The organism is Bacillus sp. FSL R5-0603, assembly GCF_038050295.1.
GTDB lineage: Bacteria > Bacillota > Bacilli > Bacillales > Bacillaceae > Bacillus > Bacillus subtilis.
On record NZ_JBBOYP010000001.1, the window covers coordinates 2,283,461 to 2,302,454 of the forward strand.

Here is an 18,994-nt window from a genome sequence, read left to right on the forward strand (position 1 = left end):
TTGCTTTCGTTGAATTTTAGATTTAAAATGAAGGAAATATACGGGGTGTACTAAAATAAAGCTTCGAATAAAGTGAGGTACTTTTAGTGAAAACAAACCAACAACCAAAAGCAGTAATTGTCATATTCGGTGCAACTGGAGATTTAGCAAAACGAAAATTGTATCCGTCTATTCACCGTTTATATCAAAACGGACAAATCGGAGAAGAGTTTGCAGTGGTAGGAGTTGGAAGAAGACCTTGGTCTAATGAGGATCTTCGCCAAACTGTTAAAACATCCATTTCCTCATCTGCAGATAAGCATATAGATGATTTCACGTCTCATTTTTACTATCACCCGTTTGACGTGACAAACCCTGGCTCTTATCAAGAGCTTAACGTATTGCTTAACCAGCTGGAAGATACATATCAAATTCCTAACAACAGAATGTTCTACTTGGCAATGGCTCCTGAATTCTTCGGAACGATTGCAAAAACATTAAAATCAGAGGGTGTAACAGCTACAACCGGCTGGTCCCGCCTTGTCATCGAAAAACCGTTCGGCCATGATCTGCCAAGCGCACAGGCATTGAATAAAGAAATCCGCGAAGCATTTACGGAAGATCAAATTTACAGAATCGACCATTATCTAGGCAAACAAATGGTTCAGAACATTGAAGTGATTCGATTTGCCAATGCGATTTTCGAACCGCTTTGGACAAACCGCTACATTTCAAACATTCAAATCACATCTAGCGAATCACTAGGCGTTGAAGACCGCGCAAGATATTACGAAAAATCAGGCGCCCTTCGCGACATGGTGCAAAACCATATTATGCAGATGGTTGCCCTTCTAGCAATGGAGCCGCCGATTAAATTGAACACAGAAGAAATCCGCAGCGAAAAAGTGAAAGTGCTGAGAGCACTGCGTCCTATTGCAAAAGACAAAGTGGATGAATACTTTGTGCGCGGACAATATCAAGCCGGTGAAATTGACGGTGTACCTGTTCCTTCTTATACAGAAGAAGATAATGTCGCTCCTGACTCCAATACAGAAACCTTTGTTGCCGGCAAGCTCTTGATTGACAACTTCAGATGGGCTGGTGTTCCATTCTATATCCGTACAGGAAAACGAATGAAAGAAAAGACCACAAAAATTGTCGTTCAATTTAAGGACATTCCGATGAACCTGTACTACGGCAATGAAAACAACATGAATCCGAACTTGCTTGTCATTCATATTCAGCCTGACGAAGGCATTACGCTTTACTTAAATGCTAAAAAGCTTGGCGGAGCAGCACACGCACAGCCAATCAAACTCGATTATTGCAGCAATTGCAATGACGAGTTGAACACCCCTGAAGCATATGAAAAACTAATTCACGACTGTCTTCTTGGCGATGCAACAAACTTTGCACACTGGGATGAAGTTGCCCTTTCTTGGAGCTTTGTCGACTCTATTTCTGAAACATGGGCAGCAAACAAAACCTTATCTCCTAACTACGAATCAGGCTCAATGGGACCGAAAGAATCTGATGATCTTTTGGCGAAAGACGGCTTACACTGGTGGAATATATAATAAGAAGAAAAAAGCCGAAAATGTTTACAAGCATTTTCGGCTTTTTTACGCTGTCACAAAGGTATAACAATCTCTTTAATAACAAAACCCCCAAAGCTTAAGAGCTTCGGGGGTTTCTATTGATTACTTCATCCATTCAGTATGGAAGATGCCTTCTTTGTCAGTACGCTCATAAGTATGAGCGCCAAAGTAGTCGCGCTGTGCTTGGATTAAGTTTGCAGGCAGTACGGCTGTGCGGTAGCTGTCATAGTAGGCTAAAGCGCTTGAGAATGATGGCACCGGCACACCTTGGGCAACTGCAAGTGAAATCACTTGGCGAAGCGCTCCTTGGTAGCTTTCTACAATATTCTTGAAATAGCTGTCAAGAAGCAGGTTGTCAAGCTCAGGCTCGCGATCGTAAGCTTCTTTGATCTTCTGAAGGAATGCCGCGCGAATGATGCAGCCACCGCGGAAGATCATAGCGATTTCACCATATTTCAGATCCCAGTTGTATTCTTCAGAAGCAGCTTTCATTTGGGCAAATCCTTGCGCGTATGAGCAGATTTTACTCATGAACAACGCTTTTCTGACCGCTTCAATCAGCTCTTCTTTATTTTCTGTAACAGGCTTCAATTCTGGTCCTGAAAGAAGTCCGCTCGCTTTCACACGCTCTTCCTTCATAGCTGAGATAAAGCGTGCGAATACAGATTCAGTAATAATCGGAAGCGGAACGCCTAAGTCAAGTGCGCTTTGGCTTGTCCATTTTCCTGTTCCTTTTTGCCCTGCTTTATCAAGAATCACATCAACAAGCGGTTTGCCTGTCTCTTCGTCTTTTTTTGTGAAGATGTCAGCCGTAATCTCAATCAGGTAGCTATCAAGCTCACCTTTATTCCATTCAGCGAAAACTTCATGAAGCTCATCAGCAGAAAGGCCCAGCACCTGTTTCAGAATGAAATATGATTCAGAGATCAGCTGCATATCTCCGTATTCAATTCCGTTGTGCACCATTTTTACGTAATGGCCGGCGCCGTCCGGACCGATATATGTCGTACAAGGTTCTCCGTCAACTTTTGCAGAAATGGCTTCAAGAATCGGTTTTACAAGCTCATGTGCTTCTTTTTGTCCGCCAGGCATGATAGAAGGTCCTTTAAGTGCCCCTTCTTCTCCGCCGGAAACGCCTGTTCCGATAAAATGAATGCCGCTTTCAGCGAGTTCTTTGTTACGGCGCTGTGTATCTTTATAGTATGTATTACCGCCGTCAATTAAAATATCATCCTTCTCTAGATGAGGAAGAAGAGATTGAATTGTCGCATCTGTTGCAGTTCCCGCTTTAACCATTAATAAGATTTTGCGCGGTGTTTCCAAGGATTGGACAAATTCTTCAATGCTGTATGTGCCAACAACATTTTTTCCTTTTGCCTCCTGTAAAAACTCCTCAGTTTTACTGCTTGATCTGTTGTAAACAGAAACAGAAAATCCCCGGCTTTCGATATTTAAAGCCAGATTTTTACCCATGACCGCAAGTCCGATAACGCCGATTTGTTGTTTTGACATATTCTAACGTCCCTTCTGCAAACGTTTAATCATTTTAAAATTTAAATTAAAATAAAATGATATTTATAATAAAGAAATTACCATACATTCACCCTTTTTTTCAAGCGATTCAGCTTTTCTTTTCATCTTGAAAAAAATCTTTATTAAAGCTTGTTCCCTTTGTTTTGCTCTCCTCTTTTTTTAACGTTGCCCCTTTTCTGATCAGTTTGGTACCATACTTTTTATTCAGCTTTTCCATCATCTGCTGAATGGGCTCATCCTTCGCATCCTCATTAAAGCTGAACAAATCGAGCTGCTTATAGGCCTGCTCTTTTTCTACTAAATCCGTTCCGGTAATGCCAAGCAGCCTGACAGGATTTTTATTCCAATGTTTAAAAAAGAGGTGCTCCGCTTCTTTCAAAATGTCATTTTTTTGATCAATCGGGTTTCTCAGCGTGGTGCTTCTTGTGATGGTTTTCCAATCCGCATATCTAATCATGATAAAAAGCTTCGAAGCCATGACTTCCTTGCGCTGTAAACGGTCACTCACAGAAGCGGCAAGCTTTCTAAAGACACCTAACAGCTCTTCTTCATCACTGGAATCATGGGAAAGTGTCGATGAGTTGCCGACGCTTTTAAATTCGTAAATGCGCTCCGGGTCAACCGGCGCATGGTGAATGCCATTTGCTTTATTTTTAAGGCGCGGACCGTTGATGCCAAGCAGGCGCTTCAGCGAGTGTTCATCAGCTGCAGCTAGCTCTCCGATTGTATGGATGCCGAGTCCCTTCAGTTTTTCCGCTGTCTTTTTGCCGATTCCGTGCATCTCTCCAACAGGAAGCGGCCACAGGATATCAGGCACTTGCCTCTTTCTTAAGATCGTAATTCCAAGCGGTTTTTTCATATCAGACGCCATCTTAGCAAGAAATTTATTCGGCGCGATCCCTATGCTTGACGGGAGCAGCAGCTCTTTTTGCAGCCTGCTTTGGATTTCTTTTGCCGTCTCCAGAGCGCGGCTGCTGTACGGTGTATCGGTCATATCCATATAGCCTTCGTCGATGGAGACAGGCTCCACCAGGTCAGTATATTCACGAAGAATGGTAAACATCGCTCGTGAAGAGTTTCTATAGCGGTCAAAGTTCGGCGGAAGAACGATGAGCTCAGGACAATGGCGCTTCGCTTGCCAAACCGGCATCGTTGTTTTGACGCCGCGCGCTCTTGCTTCGTAGCTGCATGTTACCACAATGCCCTTTCGCTCCTTTACGTTTCCGGCAACTGCGACCGGCTTTCCCCGGAGAGCCGGATCATATGCCATTTCAACCGACGCATAAAAGCTATTCATATCAATATGGAAAATAATTCGGCTCTTTCCCGGCATAAACAAATCTCCTTTTCGGTCATTAGACAACAGCTTGTACATATAGTAAAATGAAGCTATTGAATGGATGTGATGACAATGTTTGTGGAATCGATAAATGACGTTTTATTCTTAGTCGATTTTTTCACAATTATTCTTCCTGCTCTGACGGCAATCGGGATTGCATTCCTATTACGAGAGTGCCGTGCCGGCGAGCACTGGAAATCTAAACGAACAGATGAACATCAGACGGTCTTTCACATTAACCGAACAGACTTTCTTATTATTATATATCATCGCATTACAACTTGGATACGTAAAGTCTTCCGCATGAATTCGCCTGTGAACGATGAGGAAGACGCCGGTTCTCTTCTTTTATAAACCGCATTTATAAAAAGGAGGAGAACAAATTGGTAAAAACATATCAAAAACTTTTGGCTATGGGTATCTTTTTGATCGTATTATGCTCGGGCAATGCTGCATTTGCAGCGACTAATCAGGTGGGAGGCCTCAGCAACGTAGGTTTTTTCCACGATTATTTAATTGAACCGTTTTCCGCTCTGCTTAAGGGTGTTGCCGGGCTGTTTCACGGAGAATACGGACTCTCTATTATCCTCGTAACCATTATTGTGCGTATGGTTGTACTGCCTTTGTTTGTTAATCAGTTCAAAAAACAGCGCGTGTTCCAAGAGAAAATGGCCGTTATTAAACCTCAGGTTGACAGCATTCAGGCCAAATTGAAAAAAACGAAGGACCCTGAAAAACAAAAAGAACTGCAAATGGAAATGATGAAGCTGTATCAAGAGAACAACATCAATCCGCTTGCTATGGGATGCCTCCCAATGCTGATTCAGTTTCCTATTGTGATTGGGTTTTATTACGCGATTCGCTCTACACCTGAAATTGCGTCACACTCGTTTTTATGGTTCAGTTTAGGACAATCTGACATTCTCGTGTCTCTTAGTGCGGGAGCAATGTACTTTATCCAGGCCTATGTCGCTCAAAAACTGAGCGCGAAATATTCCGCTGTCCCGCAAAACCCAGCGGCACAGCAATCCGCAAAATTGATGGTGTTCATCTTCCCTGTGATGATGACGATTTTCTCGCTTAATGTTCCGGCAGCCCTTCCGCTGTACTGGTTTACAAGCGGACTGTTTTTGACAGTGCAAAACATCGTCCTTCAGATGACGCATCATAAAAGTAAAAAAACAGCCGCTCTTACTGAGTCGGTGAAATAAAAAAACAACCCCGCGCGAAAAGCCGGGGTTGTTTTTTGTTACTTGCAAAGCATACCGCGCCAAACAGTCTTGTTTATCATGGCTGAAGCAGAAATGGCCATCCTAAAAAATAGCCGTATCGTTTAAAAAGAAGGAAATCGGGAATACCTTTACTCACCTCCAAACGAAAGGAGCATATACGTTGACGGAACACTTTCAGCAAAAAAACATTTCTGTACCTGAAGGAATCTGGATCATGAGACAAACCTGGAATGATGTCTTATTTGCTCACTGGCCTGTTGATGTTTCTATCCTTCGCGCTTTGGTACCGTCCGTTTTAGAATTAGATACATATAACGGGCAAGCTTGGATCAGCATGCTTCCCTTTATGCTCACGAACCTGAGGGCGCGTTATCTTCCTGCCATTCCCGGTGCGCGTGCATTTCCTGAGCTTAACCTCCGCACCTATGTCACGTATAAAGGCAAGCCCGGCATTTATTTTTTTAGCTTAGATGCCGATCATCGTCTGGCGGTCCTTGGCGCTCGCACATTCTTTCATCTGCCTTATTTTTACGCGGATATGAAAGCCGAAAAAAACGGTGATGCCATTGACTATGTCAGCAAGCGGAAAGATGACAAAGAAGCAGCATTCCACGCCGCATACCGGTCCCTTTCAGCGCCTTTTACAGCAGAAAAGGATTCGCTCGATTACTGGCTGACAGAACGGTATAGACTCTATACTACCAATCAAAACAAACTCTATTCCGAAGACATCCATCATCATCCATGGCTGCTGCAAAACGCCGAAGCAGAAATTCCAGTCAATACGGTGACTGATGCTCACGGCATTACATTGCCAGAGTCAGACCCCTTGCTTCATTACGCTAAAAAACAGGATGTGTTATTTTGGCCGCTTAGGAAATGGAGCTAAAAAAACCCGATGCGGGAAATCGCACTCGGGTTTTCTTTGTTTATTTTGCCGCCTCTTCAATAATGGCAACAACCATTTCTGCCGTTTTAACGAGCTCTTCGATCGGCATTTTTTCATTTTTTGTATGGATTTGCTCATAACCGACAGCAAGATTGACCGTCGGGATGCCATGACCAGCGATTACGTTCGCGTCGCTTCCGCCGCCGCTCGTTTGCAGCTCGCTTGGACGTCCGATTTTAGCAGCCGCTTTTTTCGCGATTTCAACAACTTGGTCGCCGTCTTGATATTTAAAGCCCGGATACATAACCTCAATTTCGACTTCTGCGCGTCCGCCCATATCAGCAGCTGCCTCTTCAAAAGCAGCTTTCATTTTTTGAACCTGAGCTTCCATTTTCTCAGGAACTAAAGAGCGCGCTTCAGCAAGAATATGAACTTCGTCGCACACAATGTTTGTTTGTGTGCCGCCTTCAAACCGGCCGATATTAGCGGTTGTTTCTTCATCGATACGGCCCAATGGCATTTTTGAAATGGCTTTGCTAGCGATTGTAATCGCTGAAATGCCTTTTTCAGGTTCAACCCCGGCGTGAGCGGTTTTCCCGAAAATTGCCGCTCTTACCTTCGCCTGTGTCGGCGCGGCCACAATGATATTTCCAACTTTTCCGTCTGAATCAAGGGCATAGCCGTAGGATGCAGTGATCATAGAACGGTCAAGAGCCTTCGCTCCGATCAGACCCGATTCTTCCCCTACTGTGATGATGAATTCAATCGTGCCGTGTTCAATGTTTTCTTCTTTCAGCACCTTAATCGCCTCAAACATTGCAGCCAATCCCGCTTTATCATCAGCGCCTAAAATCGTCGTGCCGTCAGTTTTGACGTAACCGTTCTCTACAACTGGTTTTACGCCGTTTCCGGGTACAACTGTGTCCATATGAGATGTAAAATAGATCGTATCTGTTTGTTTTGTCCCTTTTAGCGTGCAAATCAGGTTACCGGCTCCGTGGCCCGTGATATCCATTGTATCGTCTTCTTTAACGTCCACACCTAAATCAGAAAATTTTCGTTTCAGCACTTTGCAGATTTCAGCTTCGTGCTTTGTTTCTGAGTCAATTTGGACAAGCTCTAAAAATTCTTCCAGCAGGCGTTTTTCATTCACCATTTGTAAGTCCCTCCATATTAAAGCGGTATGTTACCGTGCTTTTTTTTCGGTCTCTCTTCTGTCTTATGTGCAAGCATATGAAAAGCTTGAATCAGTCTTCCCCTTGATTCTTCCGGCAAAATGATGTCATCGACCATTCCACAAGCGGCCGCTTTGTATGGGCCGGCGTTTTGCTTTTTGTATTCAGCTGTTTTTTCGCGTTTCGTCTTTTGCGGGTCAGCTGAAGCTTTGATTTCCTTTTCATACAAAATCGATGCCGCACCTTCTGGACCCATCACTGCGATTTCAGCATTCGGCCATGCAAACACAAGGTCCGCTCCGATCGCTTTGCTGTTCATGGCCACATAGGCGCCGCCGTACGCTTTTCTAATGATGAGTGTGACTTTTGGGACAGTCGCTTCAGCATAAGCAAACAATAATTTTGCTCCATGCCTGATGATTCCATTGTGCTCTTGCTGAATCCCCGGCAGAAACCCCGGGACATCTTCGACAGTCAATAGCGGGATATCAAATGCGTCACAAAAACGGATGAACCTTGCTGCTTTATCAGCAGCGTCAATCGTCAGGCTTCCCGCCAGATGCTTCGGCTGGCTCGCCACGATGCCGATTGCTTTTTCACCCAGCCTTGCAAACCCAATGACAATGTTCTTCGCAAAAAATGGCTGAATCTCAAAAAAAGACTGTGGGTCGGCTAGTTCCCTAATCACCTTCCGAACATCATAAGGCTTTGTCGTATCAGCAGGGACAAGTTGGTTTAATAACGGTCTGGACGCCTCTTTCTCTGGCTTCGGCTCTGTTGTCCGGCCATTCAGCGGCAAATAAGACAGCAGTTTTCTCACCCCTGTCAGAACCTCCTTCTCCGTATGCCCGGAAAAGTGGGCGTTTCCGCTGACGGCATTATGTATCCCCGCTCCGCCTAAGCTCTCCGCATCAACCTGTTCCCCTGTCACTTTTTCAATCACCTTCGGGCCGGTAATAAACATCCGGCCGGTCTGTTCAGCCATAAATATAAAATCTGTGAGTGCCGGAGAATATACAGCGCCTCCAGCGCACGGCCCTAAAATAACCGATATTTGCGGAATGACTCCGGAATATAAGACGTTTCGGTAAAATATGTGACCGTATCCATCTAATGATACCACACCCTCTTGAATTCTCGCACCACCTGAGTCATTCAGCCCGATAATCGGCGCCTTATTTTTTGCTGCCAGATCCATCAAAGCGCAGATTTTCCTGGCATGGGTTTCGCCAAGCGCCCCTCCGAACACTGTGAAGTCTTGCGCAAATACATAAACTGAGCGGCCGTCAATTGTGCCGTACCCTGTCACGACCCCATCCCCTAACATGCGCTGTTCTCTTGTTAACACTTGACTTTCCATGAAGGGATGTAATTCGATAAAGCTGTCCTGATCTAGAAGAAATATAATCCTTTCCCGAGCAGTGAGCTTGCCCTTTTGCCGCTGCTGAGCCAGCTTTTCCTGTCCTCCGCCTTCTTCTGCCTGCTTGCGTTTCGTGTATAAATGATCCATGTGCTCATTCATGTTCATTGTGTTGGTCTCCTTTCGGTTCACAAAGCTCTACAAGAACACCGTTTGTTTCCCGAGGGGAAAGAAACGCGATCTTTTTCCCATTTGCCCCCTGTCTTGGATACCTGTCAATCAATCGAACATGCCGGTCAGACAATGCTTGAAGCTGTTCAGATAGGCCGTTGCACAAAAACGCAATATGATGCAGTCCCTGCCCTTTCTTCTCCAAAAATAAACGGACGGGGCTGTCAGCTGTCAACGGCTCTATCAGCTCAAGTTTGACGCTACCAGCTTGAAAAAAAGCAACATTCACCTTTTGCTCTTCAACCGTTTCTTGATGAAGAAATGCAAGCCCCAATACATTTTCATAAAAGCTTCTTGCATCTTTTATCGAAAAAACGGCTATCCCGATATGGTCAAGCCTGTTCATTTGCATCCCTGCTTTCGCTAATAGATATCGCTTGTCCGCCCATTCAAAACACGCTAAAATATAGACAGATTGTTTAAGGAGTGAAAATCATGTCTCAAAAACTGATGAAAAGCGTTTTGATCGTGATTTTGGGAGTTTTTATTCTTTCAACTGTACTCTCAGGAATCGTCATGTTTCTATAACGATAAAAAAGCAGGCGCCTTATTCATTGGGAATATCCTGCTTTTTTATCAGAGCTTTATGCTCGATGGCAATCTCCTCAAAAGAGCGGTTGTCGTCCGTGATCAGCACTCTCGTTCCTACTGGTATCGTTTGAAACAAATGAACAACCTCATCGTTATGCATACGTATACAGCCGTTAGACACAAATTTTCCTACTGATTCTTCTCGGTTTGTCCCATGAATTCCATAAATCCGCCCGTCCGTTCCTTTCGCGTCAAATCCGATCCATCTTGCCCCAAGCGGGTTATCAGGAGATCCCCCTTCAATATTTTTCTTTCTGTAGTAAGGATTTTCCGCTTTTACCGTTACCGAAAACTCTCCTTCAGGCGTCAAATCATCTGTTTTTCCAGTCGCCACACTGTACACGCCTTCTACTTTGTTGTCGAGGATAACAGCAAGTTCATTTGTTCGCTTGTTGACAATAACATATGGATCACCCGGCAGCGGATTTTCGCCGAGCGGCCAAATCGGTGAAATCATCATGAAAATCGAACATAAGAAAAAACGCATAAGCTCCTCCTTTTTCATTAGGTTGACCAATGAAGGAAGAGCTCATGCGAATTATCCGAGTGATTTTTGCGCTTTTATTCCTTTAAAATAACTTTTAATCACTAAATATTGTTCCATTTCGCCGAGAAGGTGGAAGAGAGCGGCCCTCGCTTCAAATTCCTCTCTAGTCGCCGGAAGCGGCATCTCCTCAAATTCTTTTCTCATGTCAGCAAGTCTTTTCAGAAATTTGTACGCTGTATTCCCAGGGTGTATCGCCTCCCGCAAATCATGAATAAATTCAGCGATCATTTTTCCCTGATCTACCGTGATGGAGATCGATGTCACTTTAGGGAGAAGGCGTTCGATAATTTCAAATTGCTTTTCTCTCATTTTAAAATAATGATAATGCAGATTTTCATAACGCAAAATGTGGTTTTGCACATCTCGATATGCCAGGTTTTTAGCCTCCGTAATGAGCTGGTGCGTTTCCGGAATTTCTTTTCCTGACCAATCTTGCTCACCAGTTAACAAATACCGTTCGATTTCTGCAAAAATGACAGCAAAGTTATCCTCTATCTTTTTGCGGTAGGCAACCAGTTTCCGGTCAAGACTAGGCATATACAAATTCATCAATAGAGCGACGCCGATGCCAACCGTAATCAGCTGAACTTCATTCCAGATGAAAGCAAGCGTAATGCCGCCGGACATGTATAAATGAAGGATAATAACGGAACTGGTGACAATACCCTCGTTAATTTTTAACAGAACCGTTATCGGAATGAATATCAAAAGAAGCGCTCCGATCACAAACGGGTGGTAGCCAATAAGCTCGAAAAAGAGATAAGAAAAAACAATTGCCAGACAGCATGCCGCAAAGCGGGCCCATGAGGCCTGAAGCGACCGTTTTTGTGTGATTTGTATGCACAAAATGGTGATGATTCCTGCTGATGCGAAGTTTTGCAAATGCAATAACTGGCTTATATAAATAGCCAAAGCTGTTCCTAGCGCGGTCTTTATTGTGCGATAACCAATTTTAAACATGTCGGACTCCATTTCTATTTGTTTCTTCAATAAAAAAGAAGAGGCGGCCAGCCTTCTTCTTTTTTATATTCTATAATATTTTCTCTAAAAAGTCCTGCGCTCTTTTGGATTTTGGCGACATAAAAAATTCCTTCGGATTGCCGTCTTCGACAATCATTCCTTGGTCCATAAACAGCACGCGGTCTGCCACTTCTTTTGCGAAGCCCATTTCATGTGTGACAATCACCATGGTCATGCCGGTTTCGACCAGCTCTTTCATCACCTGTAGCACTTCTTTAACCATCTCTGGATCAAGGGCGGAGGTCGGCTCGTCAAACAGCATGATGTCCGGATTCATCGCAAGAGCCCTGGCAATCGCGACACGCTGTTTTTGTCCGCCAGACAAACGGTTTGGATAGTCATTTCGCTTTTCAAACAAACCGACTTTGCGGAGCAGGTCCTCAGCTTTCTCCTGTGCAGCCTGTTTTGTTTCTTTTTTTACATTGACAGGCGCGTACATGATGTTTTCGAGAACCGTTTTGTGCGGAAAGAGATGAAAATGCTGAAAAACCATCCCGATGTTTTCCCGGACCTTTAATGTGTTGGTTTTTGGCTTCGTAATCTCTGTGTCTTTTATTGTAATGGTTCCGCCGTTAGGCTTTTCCAACAGGTTTAAACAGCGTAAGAACGTTGATTTGCCTGAGCCTGAAGGACCGATCACGGCAACAACCTCACCCTCAGCGATTGTTGTTGAAATGTTTTTTAATACTTCGTGTTTCCCAAATGATTTTGACAGCTTTTCAACCTTAATCATTGGATTTCAGCTTCCTTTCTACAGCCTTGCCGATAAACGTTAAAATCAGGACAAGCACATAATAAATCAATCCCGCGATAATGAGCGGCTCAAGGTAATTGTAAGTGGCGGCGCCAGCTTGATATGCGCGTCTCATGACATCACCAAGCCCGATGACGGTAACGATCGCCGATTCTTTTGTTAACGTAATTAATTCATTCACAATTGCAGGTGATATATTTTTGAAGGCCTGCGGCAGCAGCAGATCCTTCATCATTTTTCCATACGGGACACCGAGTGCAACAGCAGCTTCTTTTTGCCCTTTATCAATGGCATTGATTCCGGCTCTGATAATTTCCGATACATAAGCGGCGGAATTCAAAGACAATGCGACAACCGCAGCCCAAAACTGGTCAATTTGAAATCCGAGCAGCTGAGGAAGGCCAAAATAGACAATCATAAGCTGCAGCACTAAAGGCGTGCCTCGGAACACTGATGTATAAAAATCAGCGATCCAGATAAACGGGCGGAATGTGCTGATCTTGCATAAGCTTAGCACAATACCGAGTATAAGTCCGATAATAGCAGATACAACAACAATTTTTAATGTAATTGCCAAGCCTTCTAATATAAAAGGAATTTGGGGGATCGTTGCTGAAAAATCCAAATTCATAGCCTTTGTCTCCTTTTCTTACAGGAAAAAAGTTTCCTATTCAATAAAAAGGCTCAACGAAAAAGTTGAGCCGCTTTTTTTACTTCTCGCCAGTGAACCATTTTTTCTTCAATTTCTCAAGCTCTCCGTTATCTTCCATTTCCTTGAGCGCTTTATTGAATTTGTCTGTCAGTTCACTGTCCTTTCTGAAAGCAATTGCTGAACCGGCTTCTTCCGCTTTCGCATCAGGAATCACAAAGCCTTGCAGGTCATCATTTGATTTGAAATACCCTTCTGCAACAATGTCTTCAATAATCGCGGCATCGAAGCGGTCAGATTTGATTTCCTGCACCAAATCAGAAATTCTGTTGCGGTCTTCTGTTTTAAAACCATATTCCGGAGAAAGCTCTTTCCCCTTCTCTTCCTGAATAGAGCCAAGCTGAACGCCAACTGTTTTTCCTTTCAGGTCTTTCAAAGATTGAATGCCGCTGTCTTTTTTGCTGACAATCATATGGTTCGCTGTGTAATACACATCTGAAAAATCAACTTGTTTTTTACGCTCAGGCGTTGGTGTCATTCCTGACAGAACGAGATCCACCTGTTTTGATTTAAGCGCTGTAATTAAGCTGTTGAAGTCCATATCCTGCACTTCAATTTCATAGCCTGCCTTCTTTGCCAGAGCTTTTGCCAGCTCTACATCAAAGCCGACAATATTATCTCCTTCTTTATATTCAAACGGTTTGTAATCCGCCGAAGTACCCATAATTAATTTTTTCTTTCCGCTTTCTGAACCTGAATTGCTTGAGCCGCACGCAGTTAATGCAAAGGTGATGCAAGCAGCTACAAGTAATAAGAGCCATTTTTTCATGATCCATTTCCCCCGTATTCATTACTTTTGGTGTATTTGAATATTTATTCGTTAATTTGTATTTTAAACAGTTTCTCATTTTTATGCAATACTATTTTTAAAAATTATCTTTAAGCTTATCTTTCCAGTGATCTCTTCTGATATTACTAGATAAAAATTAAATCGCTGTACAATCCGATTGAATAATCCCTTAATATTTATTCATATATCCTTGGAAATTTATGCACAAAAAAACCCGGGCCGCTTGGGCATCCGGGTTGTTCGTCTTATACTTCTTCACAATATTCTTCAAAGGCTTCCTGCAGCTTTGCCACTACGGCCATCGGCTCGTGGCCTTCAATTTCATGGCGCTCTACCATTTTCATGATCTTTCCGTCTTTCAAAATCGCAAAGGACGGAGAAGATGGCGGATAACCTTCAAAATAGTCACGCGCACGCGCTGTCGCTTCTTTATCCTGTCCGGCAAAAACGGTGACGAGCTGATCAGGTCTTTTATCATAGTGAACGGAATGGTAGGCTGCCGGTCTTGCAATTCCTCCGGCGCAGCCGCAAACAGAGTTTACCATGACAAGCGTCGTTCCTTTTTTCGTAAGTGCCTCATCCACCTCTTCGGCTGTTTTAAGCTCGGTGTATCCGGCAGCTGTTATTTCTTGTCTCGCTTGGCGGACAATATCATTCATAAATAAATTAAAGTCCATGTTCAATGAAGACCTCTCCTTTTTCATCATCTGTTCTTATGATAGCAAGGAAACGTCCATATCGGCAAATGACTTTGCTTCGCCGTGCACTTTTTTTGCTCTTCGTTTACTGCTTACAGAAAAAGGGGATTATATAACCAGAAGTAAAATAAAGGAGCAGTTGTATATGAGCCACCGGAAAGCGTTACTGATTCATAACGGAAATGCCGGCAACAAAAATATAGAAAAAGCACTTGGTGCTGTGGTGCCGGTTTTATCTCACCATTTAGATGAGGTGATTATTAAGCAGACAAAGAAAAAGGATGATGCGTATCATTTTTGCCAATCCATTGATGATTCTATCGACACCGTCTTCATTCTCGGCGGCGACGGCACGATCCATCAATGCATAAATGCTATCAGCGCTCTAGAAAGAAAACCCGCTGTCGGAATTTTGCCAGGCGGCACGTGCAACGACTTTTCAAGAGTGCTTGGCATCCCTCAAAATCTTGCAAAGGCTGCGGAAGCACTTATGGCAGGAAAAAAAACCAGCGTAGACGTATGTCAGATGAATGACCGTTATTTTTTGAATTTCTGGGGGATCGGCTTAATTGCAGAAACGTCGAATCAAATCAACGAAACGGAAAAAGCATTATTGGGAAAAATCAGCTATTTTACAAGTGCCTTGCGAACCGTCTCATCCGCTGCATCGTTTCCGATGACATTAAAAATTGATGGAGAAGAAATTAAAGAAGAAGCCGTTATGCTGCTTGTGATGAATGGCCAATACATTGGAACGAATCGAATTCCTCTGCCTGATGCCAGTATTGAAGACGGCTTACTTGATGTTCTCATATGCCGCAATACCAACCTCACCGCGCTGCGGGAGCTGATGAGCATGGAACAGGGTTCAATTGATCGTTTTACCGGAGAGTTGTCCTATGTCCAGGCTTCCCGTATCGAGATTGAAACAGACACTGCCAAAAAGGCGGATATGGATGGAGAAGTTTATACACATACACCCGCAGTCATTCAGGTCCTGCCGCAGCATATCGACATGCTTGTTCCCGCAAATGAATAACTGTCATAAGGCTTTAGAAAGATTTTGCAAATCCGTTGACTCTCCCCTAGGAGGAGGTCTTACAGTATAAGGGATACACACTTGAAAAAGGGGAAGTCATATGGAGAAGAAAAATATTACCTTAACTATATTATTAACCAATTTATTTATTGCTTTTTTGGGGATCGGGCTTGTGATTCCAGTAACGCCGACCATTATGAATGAATTGCATTTATCGGGGACCGCGGTCGGCTATATGGTTGCCTGCTTCGCTATTACACAGCTCATTGTCTCACCAATAGCCGGACGATGGGTTGATCGCTTCGGGCGCAAGATCATGATCGTAATCGGCCTGTTGTTCTTTAGTGTGTCGGAGTTTTTGTTCGGCATTGGAAAAACAGTTGAGATGTTATTTATCTCCCGTATGCTGGGCGGTATCAGCGCAGCCTTCATTATGCCCGGGGTCACGGCTTTTATCGCAGATATCACGACCATTAAAACACGGCCAAAAGCGCTCGGTTATATGTCAGCCGCTATTTCAACAGGATTTATTATCGGCCCCGGCATCGGGGGATTTTTAGCAGAAGTCCATTCCCGGCTGCCTTTTTTCTTTGCGGCAGCTTTTGCACTGTTAGCAGCCCTTTTATCAATCCTCACGCTGCGCGAACCGGAACGAAACCCTGAAAATCAGGAAATAAAAGGGCAGAAGACAGGCTTTAAACGAATTTTTGCCCCCATGTATTTCATAGCTTTTCTTATTATCTTAATTTCGTCTTTTGGTTTAGCATCATTTGAATCTTTATTTGCATTATTCGTGGATCATAAATTCGGATTTACGGCCAGCGACATTGCCATTATGATTACAGGAGGAGCGATTGTTGGCGCCATTACGCAAGTCGTCTTATTCGACCGCTTCACAAGATGGTTTGGCGAAATCCATTTAATTCGGTACAGCTTAATTCTCTCGACGAGTCTGGTATTCTTGCTGACAACGGTCCATTCATATGTTGCGATTCTGCTGGTTACAGTCACCGTATTTGTCGGATTTGATCTCATGCGGCCTGCGGTAACGACTTACCTGTCAAAGATTGCGGGAAATGAACAAGGGTTTGCCGGCGGTATGAATTCAATGTTTACAAGTATCGGCAATGTATTCGGGCCTATTATCGGCGGAATGCTGTTCGATATTGATGTAAACTATCCCTTCTACTTTGCAACGGTCACCTTAGCCATAGGGATTGCACTGACCATTGCTTGGAAAGCGCCTGCACATCTTAAAGCCAGCACGTGATAAGAAGCGTATTCTTTGTGTACTGCAAAGAATGCGCTTCTTCTTTATACTGATGACAGAAGGAGTGATGGCATGAAGGAATCGTATTACTCAATTGGGGAAGTTTCAAAACTGGCAAACGTGTCGATTAAAGCGCTCCGTTATTACGATAAAATTGATTTATTTAAACCAGCCTACGTCGACCCGGATACCAGCTACCGCTATTATACAGATTCTCAGCTCATTCATCTGGATTTGATCAAATCATTGAAATATATCGGCACACCTTTAGAAGAGATGAAAAAAGCACAGGACTTAGAGATGGAAGAACTGTTTGCTTTTTATACCGAGCAGGAGAGGCAAATCAGGGAGAAATTAGACTTTTTATCAGCACTGGAGCAAACCATTTCATTGGTGAAAAAGCGGATGAAACGGCAGATGGAATATCCCGCGCTCGGTGAGATTTTTGTTTTAGATGAAGAAGAAATACGGATTATTCAGACAGAGGCAGAAGGAATCGGGCCTGAAAACGTGCTCAACGCCTCCTACAGCAAATTAAAAAAATTTATCGAGTCAGCAGATGGATTTACGAACAATAGCTACGGCGCTACTTTCTCTTTTCAGCCCTACACCAGCATTGATGAAATGACTTACCGTCATATTTTCACGCCTGTATTGACGAATAAACAGATTTCATCAATTACGCCGGATATGGAAATCACAACGATCCCTAAAGGGAGGTATGCGTGTATCGCGTATAATTTTTCGCCTGAACATTATTTTCTCAACTTACAGAAGCTTATCAAGTATATCGCAGACCGCCAATTAACAGTTGTCAGTGATGTATACGAGTTAATTATACCGATTCATTACTCCCCGAAAAAACAAGAAGAATATCGTGTCGAAATGAAAATACGAATCGCTGAATAATAGAAAAAGAGCATTTTTTGAAACAAAACTTCAAAAAATGCTCTTTTTTCTTATTTAGTAAACAGATGTCTTCTCGTCAATCGATTCTAAAATTTGTTTCACTCGTCCGAGGAATCGTCCGCACACGAGACCGTCAAGCACTCTGTGATCTAAGGACAGACACAGATTAACCATGTCTCTGACAGCAATCATGCCATTCTCCATGACAACCGGGCGTTTGACGATGGATTCTACTTGAAGAATCGCAGCCTGAGGGTAGTTGATAATGCCCATCGACTGAACAGAGCCGAACGAACCTGTGTTGTTGACGGTAAACGTGCCTCCCTGCATGTCATCTGCAGTGAGTTTTCCGTCTCTTACTTTTTTAGCTAGGCCGGTAATGTCTTTCGCAATGCCTTTAATTGTTTTTTCATCAGCGTTTTTAATCACCGGAACAAATAAAGAATCTTCTGTGGCTACTGCAATTGAAATATTGATATCCTTTTTCTGAATAATTTTGTCCCCCGCCCACATGCTATTCATTTGCGGGAATTCTTTTAACGCCTGAGCGACCGCTTTTACAAAAAAGGCGAAGAACGTTAAATTAAAGCCTTCTGTCTTCTTAAAGGAATCTTTTATACTGTTGCGATATGCAACCATATTTGTGACGTCGACTTCCATCATCGTCCAAGCATGCGGAATTTCTGTTTTGCTTCGCTTCATATTGGAAGCAATTGCTTTTCTTACACCTGTGACAGGAATTTCTTTATCACCGGCTGCAGACGCAGGATATGACGTCTCTTCTTTTGGCTCAGGTTTTGATGCAGACTTCGGTGCAAGAGCTGCTGTTTTCGGCTCCTCAGCCTTCTGTTCTTGTACGCCGCCTGTTTCAATTAAGCGCTGAATATCTTTTCGTGTGATGCGCCCGCTGGCACCTGTTCCTGTTACTTGTTCAAGATCAATGCCATGCTCTCCGGCCAAACGGAGTACAGCTGGCGAGTAGCGCTTTTTATTGGGCTGATCAGTTGCTTCGGCACTTTTTGCAGCAGGCGTCTCAGCGGCTTCTGAAGCAGCTGGCTGTTCTTGTTTTTGTTCAGCCGGATTCGCGCCTTCTGTTTCAATTTTGCAAATCACTTCTCCGACTTGCAGGGTTTGGCCTTCTTCTCCCACAAGCTCTGTTATCGTACCAGTAAAAGAAGACGGAACCTCCGCATTTACCTTATCTGTCATGACTTCCGCGATCGGATCGTATTTGTTCACTTTATCACCGGGGGCGACAAGCCATTTGCTGATTGTCCCCTCTGTTACGCTTTCTCCAAGCTGCGGCATCGTCATTTGTTCAATTGCCATGA

General features: G+C 43.6%; 20 protein-coding genes. 8 read left to right on the forward strand and 12 right to left on the reverse strand.

Annotation, left to right across the window (positions count from 1 at the left end):
- Positions 1 to 86: 86 nt before the first annotated feature.
- Positions 87 to 1,556: a glucose-6-phosphate dehydrogenase gene (gene zwf, locus NYE56_RS11575; RefSeq protein ID WP_341283875.1), complete on the forward strand. Its 1,470-nt coding sequence runs from the start codon at positions 87 to 89 to the stop codon at positions 1,554 to 1,556.
- Positions 1,557 to 1,679: 123 nt separating this feature from the next.
- Here zwf and gndA read toward each other — a convergent pair whose 3' ends face one another.
- Positions 1,680 to 3,089 carry an NADP-dependent phosphogluconate dehydrogenase gene (gndA, locus tag NYE56_RS11580; protein WP_123373109.1) on the reverse strand — a complete coding sequence of 470 codons (1,410 nt, stop codon included), beginning with the start codon at positions 3,087 to 3,089 and terminating at the stop codon, positions 1,680 to 1,682.
- Positions 3,090 to 3,198: 109 nt separating this feature from the next.
- Entirely contained in the window at positions 3,199 to 4,443 is a 1,245-nt protein-coding gene (locus NYE56_RS11585) for a DNA polymerase IV (protein ID WP_341283876.1), read from the reverse strand.
- 72 nt (positions 4,444 to 4,515) lie between these two features.
- Between NYE56_RS11585 and mifM the strand changes: the two genes are divergently transcribed.
- The 3 genes from mifM to NYE56_RS11600 all read left to right on the forward strand — a co-directional run bounded on the left by mifM (position 4,516) and on the right by NYE56_RS11600 (position 6,570).
- Positions 4,516 to 4,803 (forward strand): membrane protein insertion/folding monitor MifM, encoded by a 288-nt coding sequence (mifM, locus tag NYE56_RS11590; RefSeq protein ID WP_129092867.1) that lies wholly within the window; start codon positions 4,516 to 4,518, stop codon positions 4,801 to 4,803.
- A gap of 29 nt (positions 4,804 to 4,832) precedes the next feature.
- Entirely contained in the window at positions 4,833 to 5,660 is an 828-nt protein-coding gene (locus tag NYE56_RS11595; protein WP_123373107.1) for a membrane protein insertase YidC, read from the forward strand.
- A gap of 181 nt (positions 5,661 to 5,841) precedes the next feature.
- Entirely contained in the window at positions 5,842 to 6,570 is a 729-nt protein-coding gene (locus NYE56_RS11600; RefSeq protein WP_341283877.1) for a YqjF family protein, read from the forward strand.
- 40 nt (positions 6,571 to 6,610) lie between these two features.
- On the opposite strand, the gene NYE56_RS11605 is transcribed toward NYE56_RS11600, so the two are convergent.
- Genes NYE56_RS11605 through mce form a run of 3 tightly spaced genes read right to left on the reverse strand, consistent with a single transcriptional unit; the run spans position 6,611 to position 9,682 of the window.
- Positions 6,611 to 7,726 (reverse strand): tripeptidase T, encoded by a 1,116-nt coding sequence (locus NYE56_RS11605; RefSeq protein ID WP_003230352.1) that lies wholly within the window; start codon positions 7,724 to 7,726, stop codon positions 6,611 to 6,613.
- 17 nt (positions 7,727 to 7,743) lie between these two features.
- Positions 7,744 to 9,267 (reverse strand): acyl-CoA carboxylase subunit beta, encoded by a 1,524-nt coding sequence (locus NYE56_RS11610; RefSeq protein WP_335451197.1) that lies wholly within the window; start codon positions 9,265 to 9,267, stop codon positions 7,744 to 7,746.
- Positions 9,260 to 9,682 (reverse strand): methylmalonyl-CoA epimerase, encoded by a 423-nt coding sequence (gene mce, locus NYE56_RS11615; RefSeq protein ID WP_335450727.1) that lies wholly within the window; start codon positions 9,680 to 9,682, stop codon positions 9,260 to 9,262. The genes NYE56_RS11610 and mce overlap by 8 nt, the downstream gene beginning before the upstream one ends.
- An 89-nt stretch (positions 9,683 to 9,771) precedes the next feature.
- Between mce and prli42 the strand changes: the two genes are divergently transcribed.
- Complete coding sequence (gene prli42 / locus NYE56_RS11620) at positions 9,772 to 9,864, forward strand: stressosome-associated protein Prli42 (RefSeq protein ID WP_003226489.1); 93 nt, start codon at positions 9,772 to 9,774, stop codon at positions 9,862 to 9,864.
- A 19-nt stretch (positions 9,865 to 9,883) separates the two neighbouring features.
- Here the strand turns inward: prli42 and NYE56_RS11625 are convergent, their stop codons facing one another.
- From NYE56_RS11625 to brxB, 6 genes are all read right to left on the reverse strand, one after another.
- Positions 9,884 to 10,414, reverse strand: a complete 531-nt coding sequence (locus NYE56_RS11625) for a L,D-transpeptidase (RefSeq protein WP_134156383.1) — start codon at positions 10,412 to 10,414, stop codon at positions 9,884 to 9,886.
- Between the two features lie 51 nt (positions 10,415 to 10,465).
- Positions 10,466 to 11,434 (reverse strand): aromatic acid exporter family protein, encoded by a 969-nt coding sequence (locus tag NYE56_RS11630; RefSeq protein ID WP_123373104.1) that lies wholly within the window; start codon positions 11,432 to 11,434, stop codon positions 10,466 to 10,468.
- Positions 11,435 to 11,504: 70 nt separating this feature from the next.
- Entirely contained in the window at positions 11,505 to 12,227 is a 723-nt protein-coding gene (gene artR / locus NYE56_RS11635) for an arginine ABC transporter ATP-binding protein ArtR (protein ID WP_003230342.1), read from the reverse strand.
- Positions 12,220 to 12,879, reverse strand: a complete 660-nt coding sequence (artQ, locus tag NYE56_RS11640) for an arginine ABC transporter permease ArtQ (RefSeq protein WP_003230340.1) — start codon at positions 12,877 to 12,879, stop codon at positions 12,220 to 12,222. The genes artR and artQ overlap by 8 nt, the downstream gene beginning before the upstream one ends.
- A gap of 79 nt (positions 12,880 to 12,958) precedes the next feature.
- The gene (artP, locus tag NYE56_RS11645) at positions 12,959 to 13,726 is read right to left on the reverse strand and encodes an arginine ABC transporter substrate-binding protein ArtP (protein ID WP_004398706.1); all 768 of its coding nucleotides are present in this window, start codon (positions 13,724 to 13,726) and stop codon (positions 12,959 to 12,961) included.
- A gap of 266 nt (positions 13,727 to 13,992) precedes the next feature.
- Positions 13,993 to 14,430: a bacilliredoxin BrxB gene (gene brxB / locus NYE56_RS11650; RefSeq protein ID WP_003226477.1), complete on the reverse strand. Its 438-nt coding sequence runs from the start codon at positions 14,428 to 14,430 to the stop codon at positions 13,993 to 13,995.
- A 160-nt stretch (positions 14,431 to 14,590) separates the two neighbouring features.
- Between brxB and NYE56_RS11655 the strand changes: the two genes are divergently transcribed.
- The 3 genes from NYE56_RS11655 to bmrR all read left to right on the forward strand — a co-directional run bounded on the left by NYE56_RS11655 (position 14,591) and on the right by bmrR (position 17,663).
- Positions 14,591 to 15,484 carry a diacylglycerol kinase family lipid kinase gene (locus NYE56_RS11655; RefSeq protein ID WP_268555495.1) on the forward strand — a complete coding sequence of 298 codons (894 nt, stop codon included), beginning with the start codon at positions 14,591 to 14,593 and terminating at the stop codon, positions 15,482 to 15,484.
- Positions 15,485 to 15,584: 100 nt separating this feature from the next.
- Complete coding sequence (gene bmr / locus NYE56_RS11660; protein WP_341283878.1) at positions 15,585 to 16,754, forward strand: multidrug efflux MFS transporter Bmr; 1,170 nt, start codon at positions 15,585 to 15,587, stop codon at positions 16,752 to 16,754.
- 72 nt (positions 16,755 to 16,826) lie between these two features.
- Positions 16,827 to 17,663 carry a multidrug efflux transcriptional regulator BmrR gene (gene bmrR, locus NYE56_RS11665; protein WP_341283879.1) on the forward strand — a complete coding sequence of 279 codons (837 nt, stop codon included), beginning with the start codon at positions 16,827 to 16,829 and terminating at the stop codon, positions 17,661 to 17,663.
- Between the two features lie 54 nt (positions 17,664 to 17,717).
- Here the strand turns inward: bmrR and bfmBB are convergent, their stop codons facing one another.
- Entirely contained in the window at positions 17,718 to 18,992 is a 1,275-nt protein-coding gene (gene bfmBB, locus NYE56_RS11670) for a branched-chain alpha-keto dehydrogenase complex dihydrolipoyllysine-residue (2-methylpropanoyl)transferase (protein WP_341283880.1), read from the reverse strand.
- Positions 18,993 to 18,994: the final 2 nt, after the last annotated feature.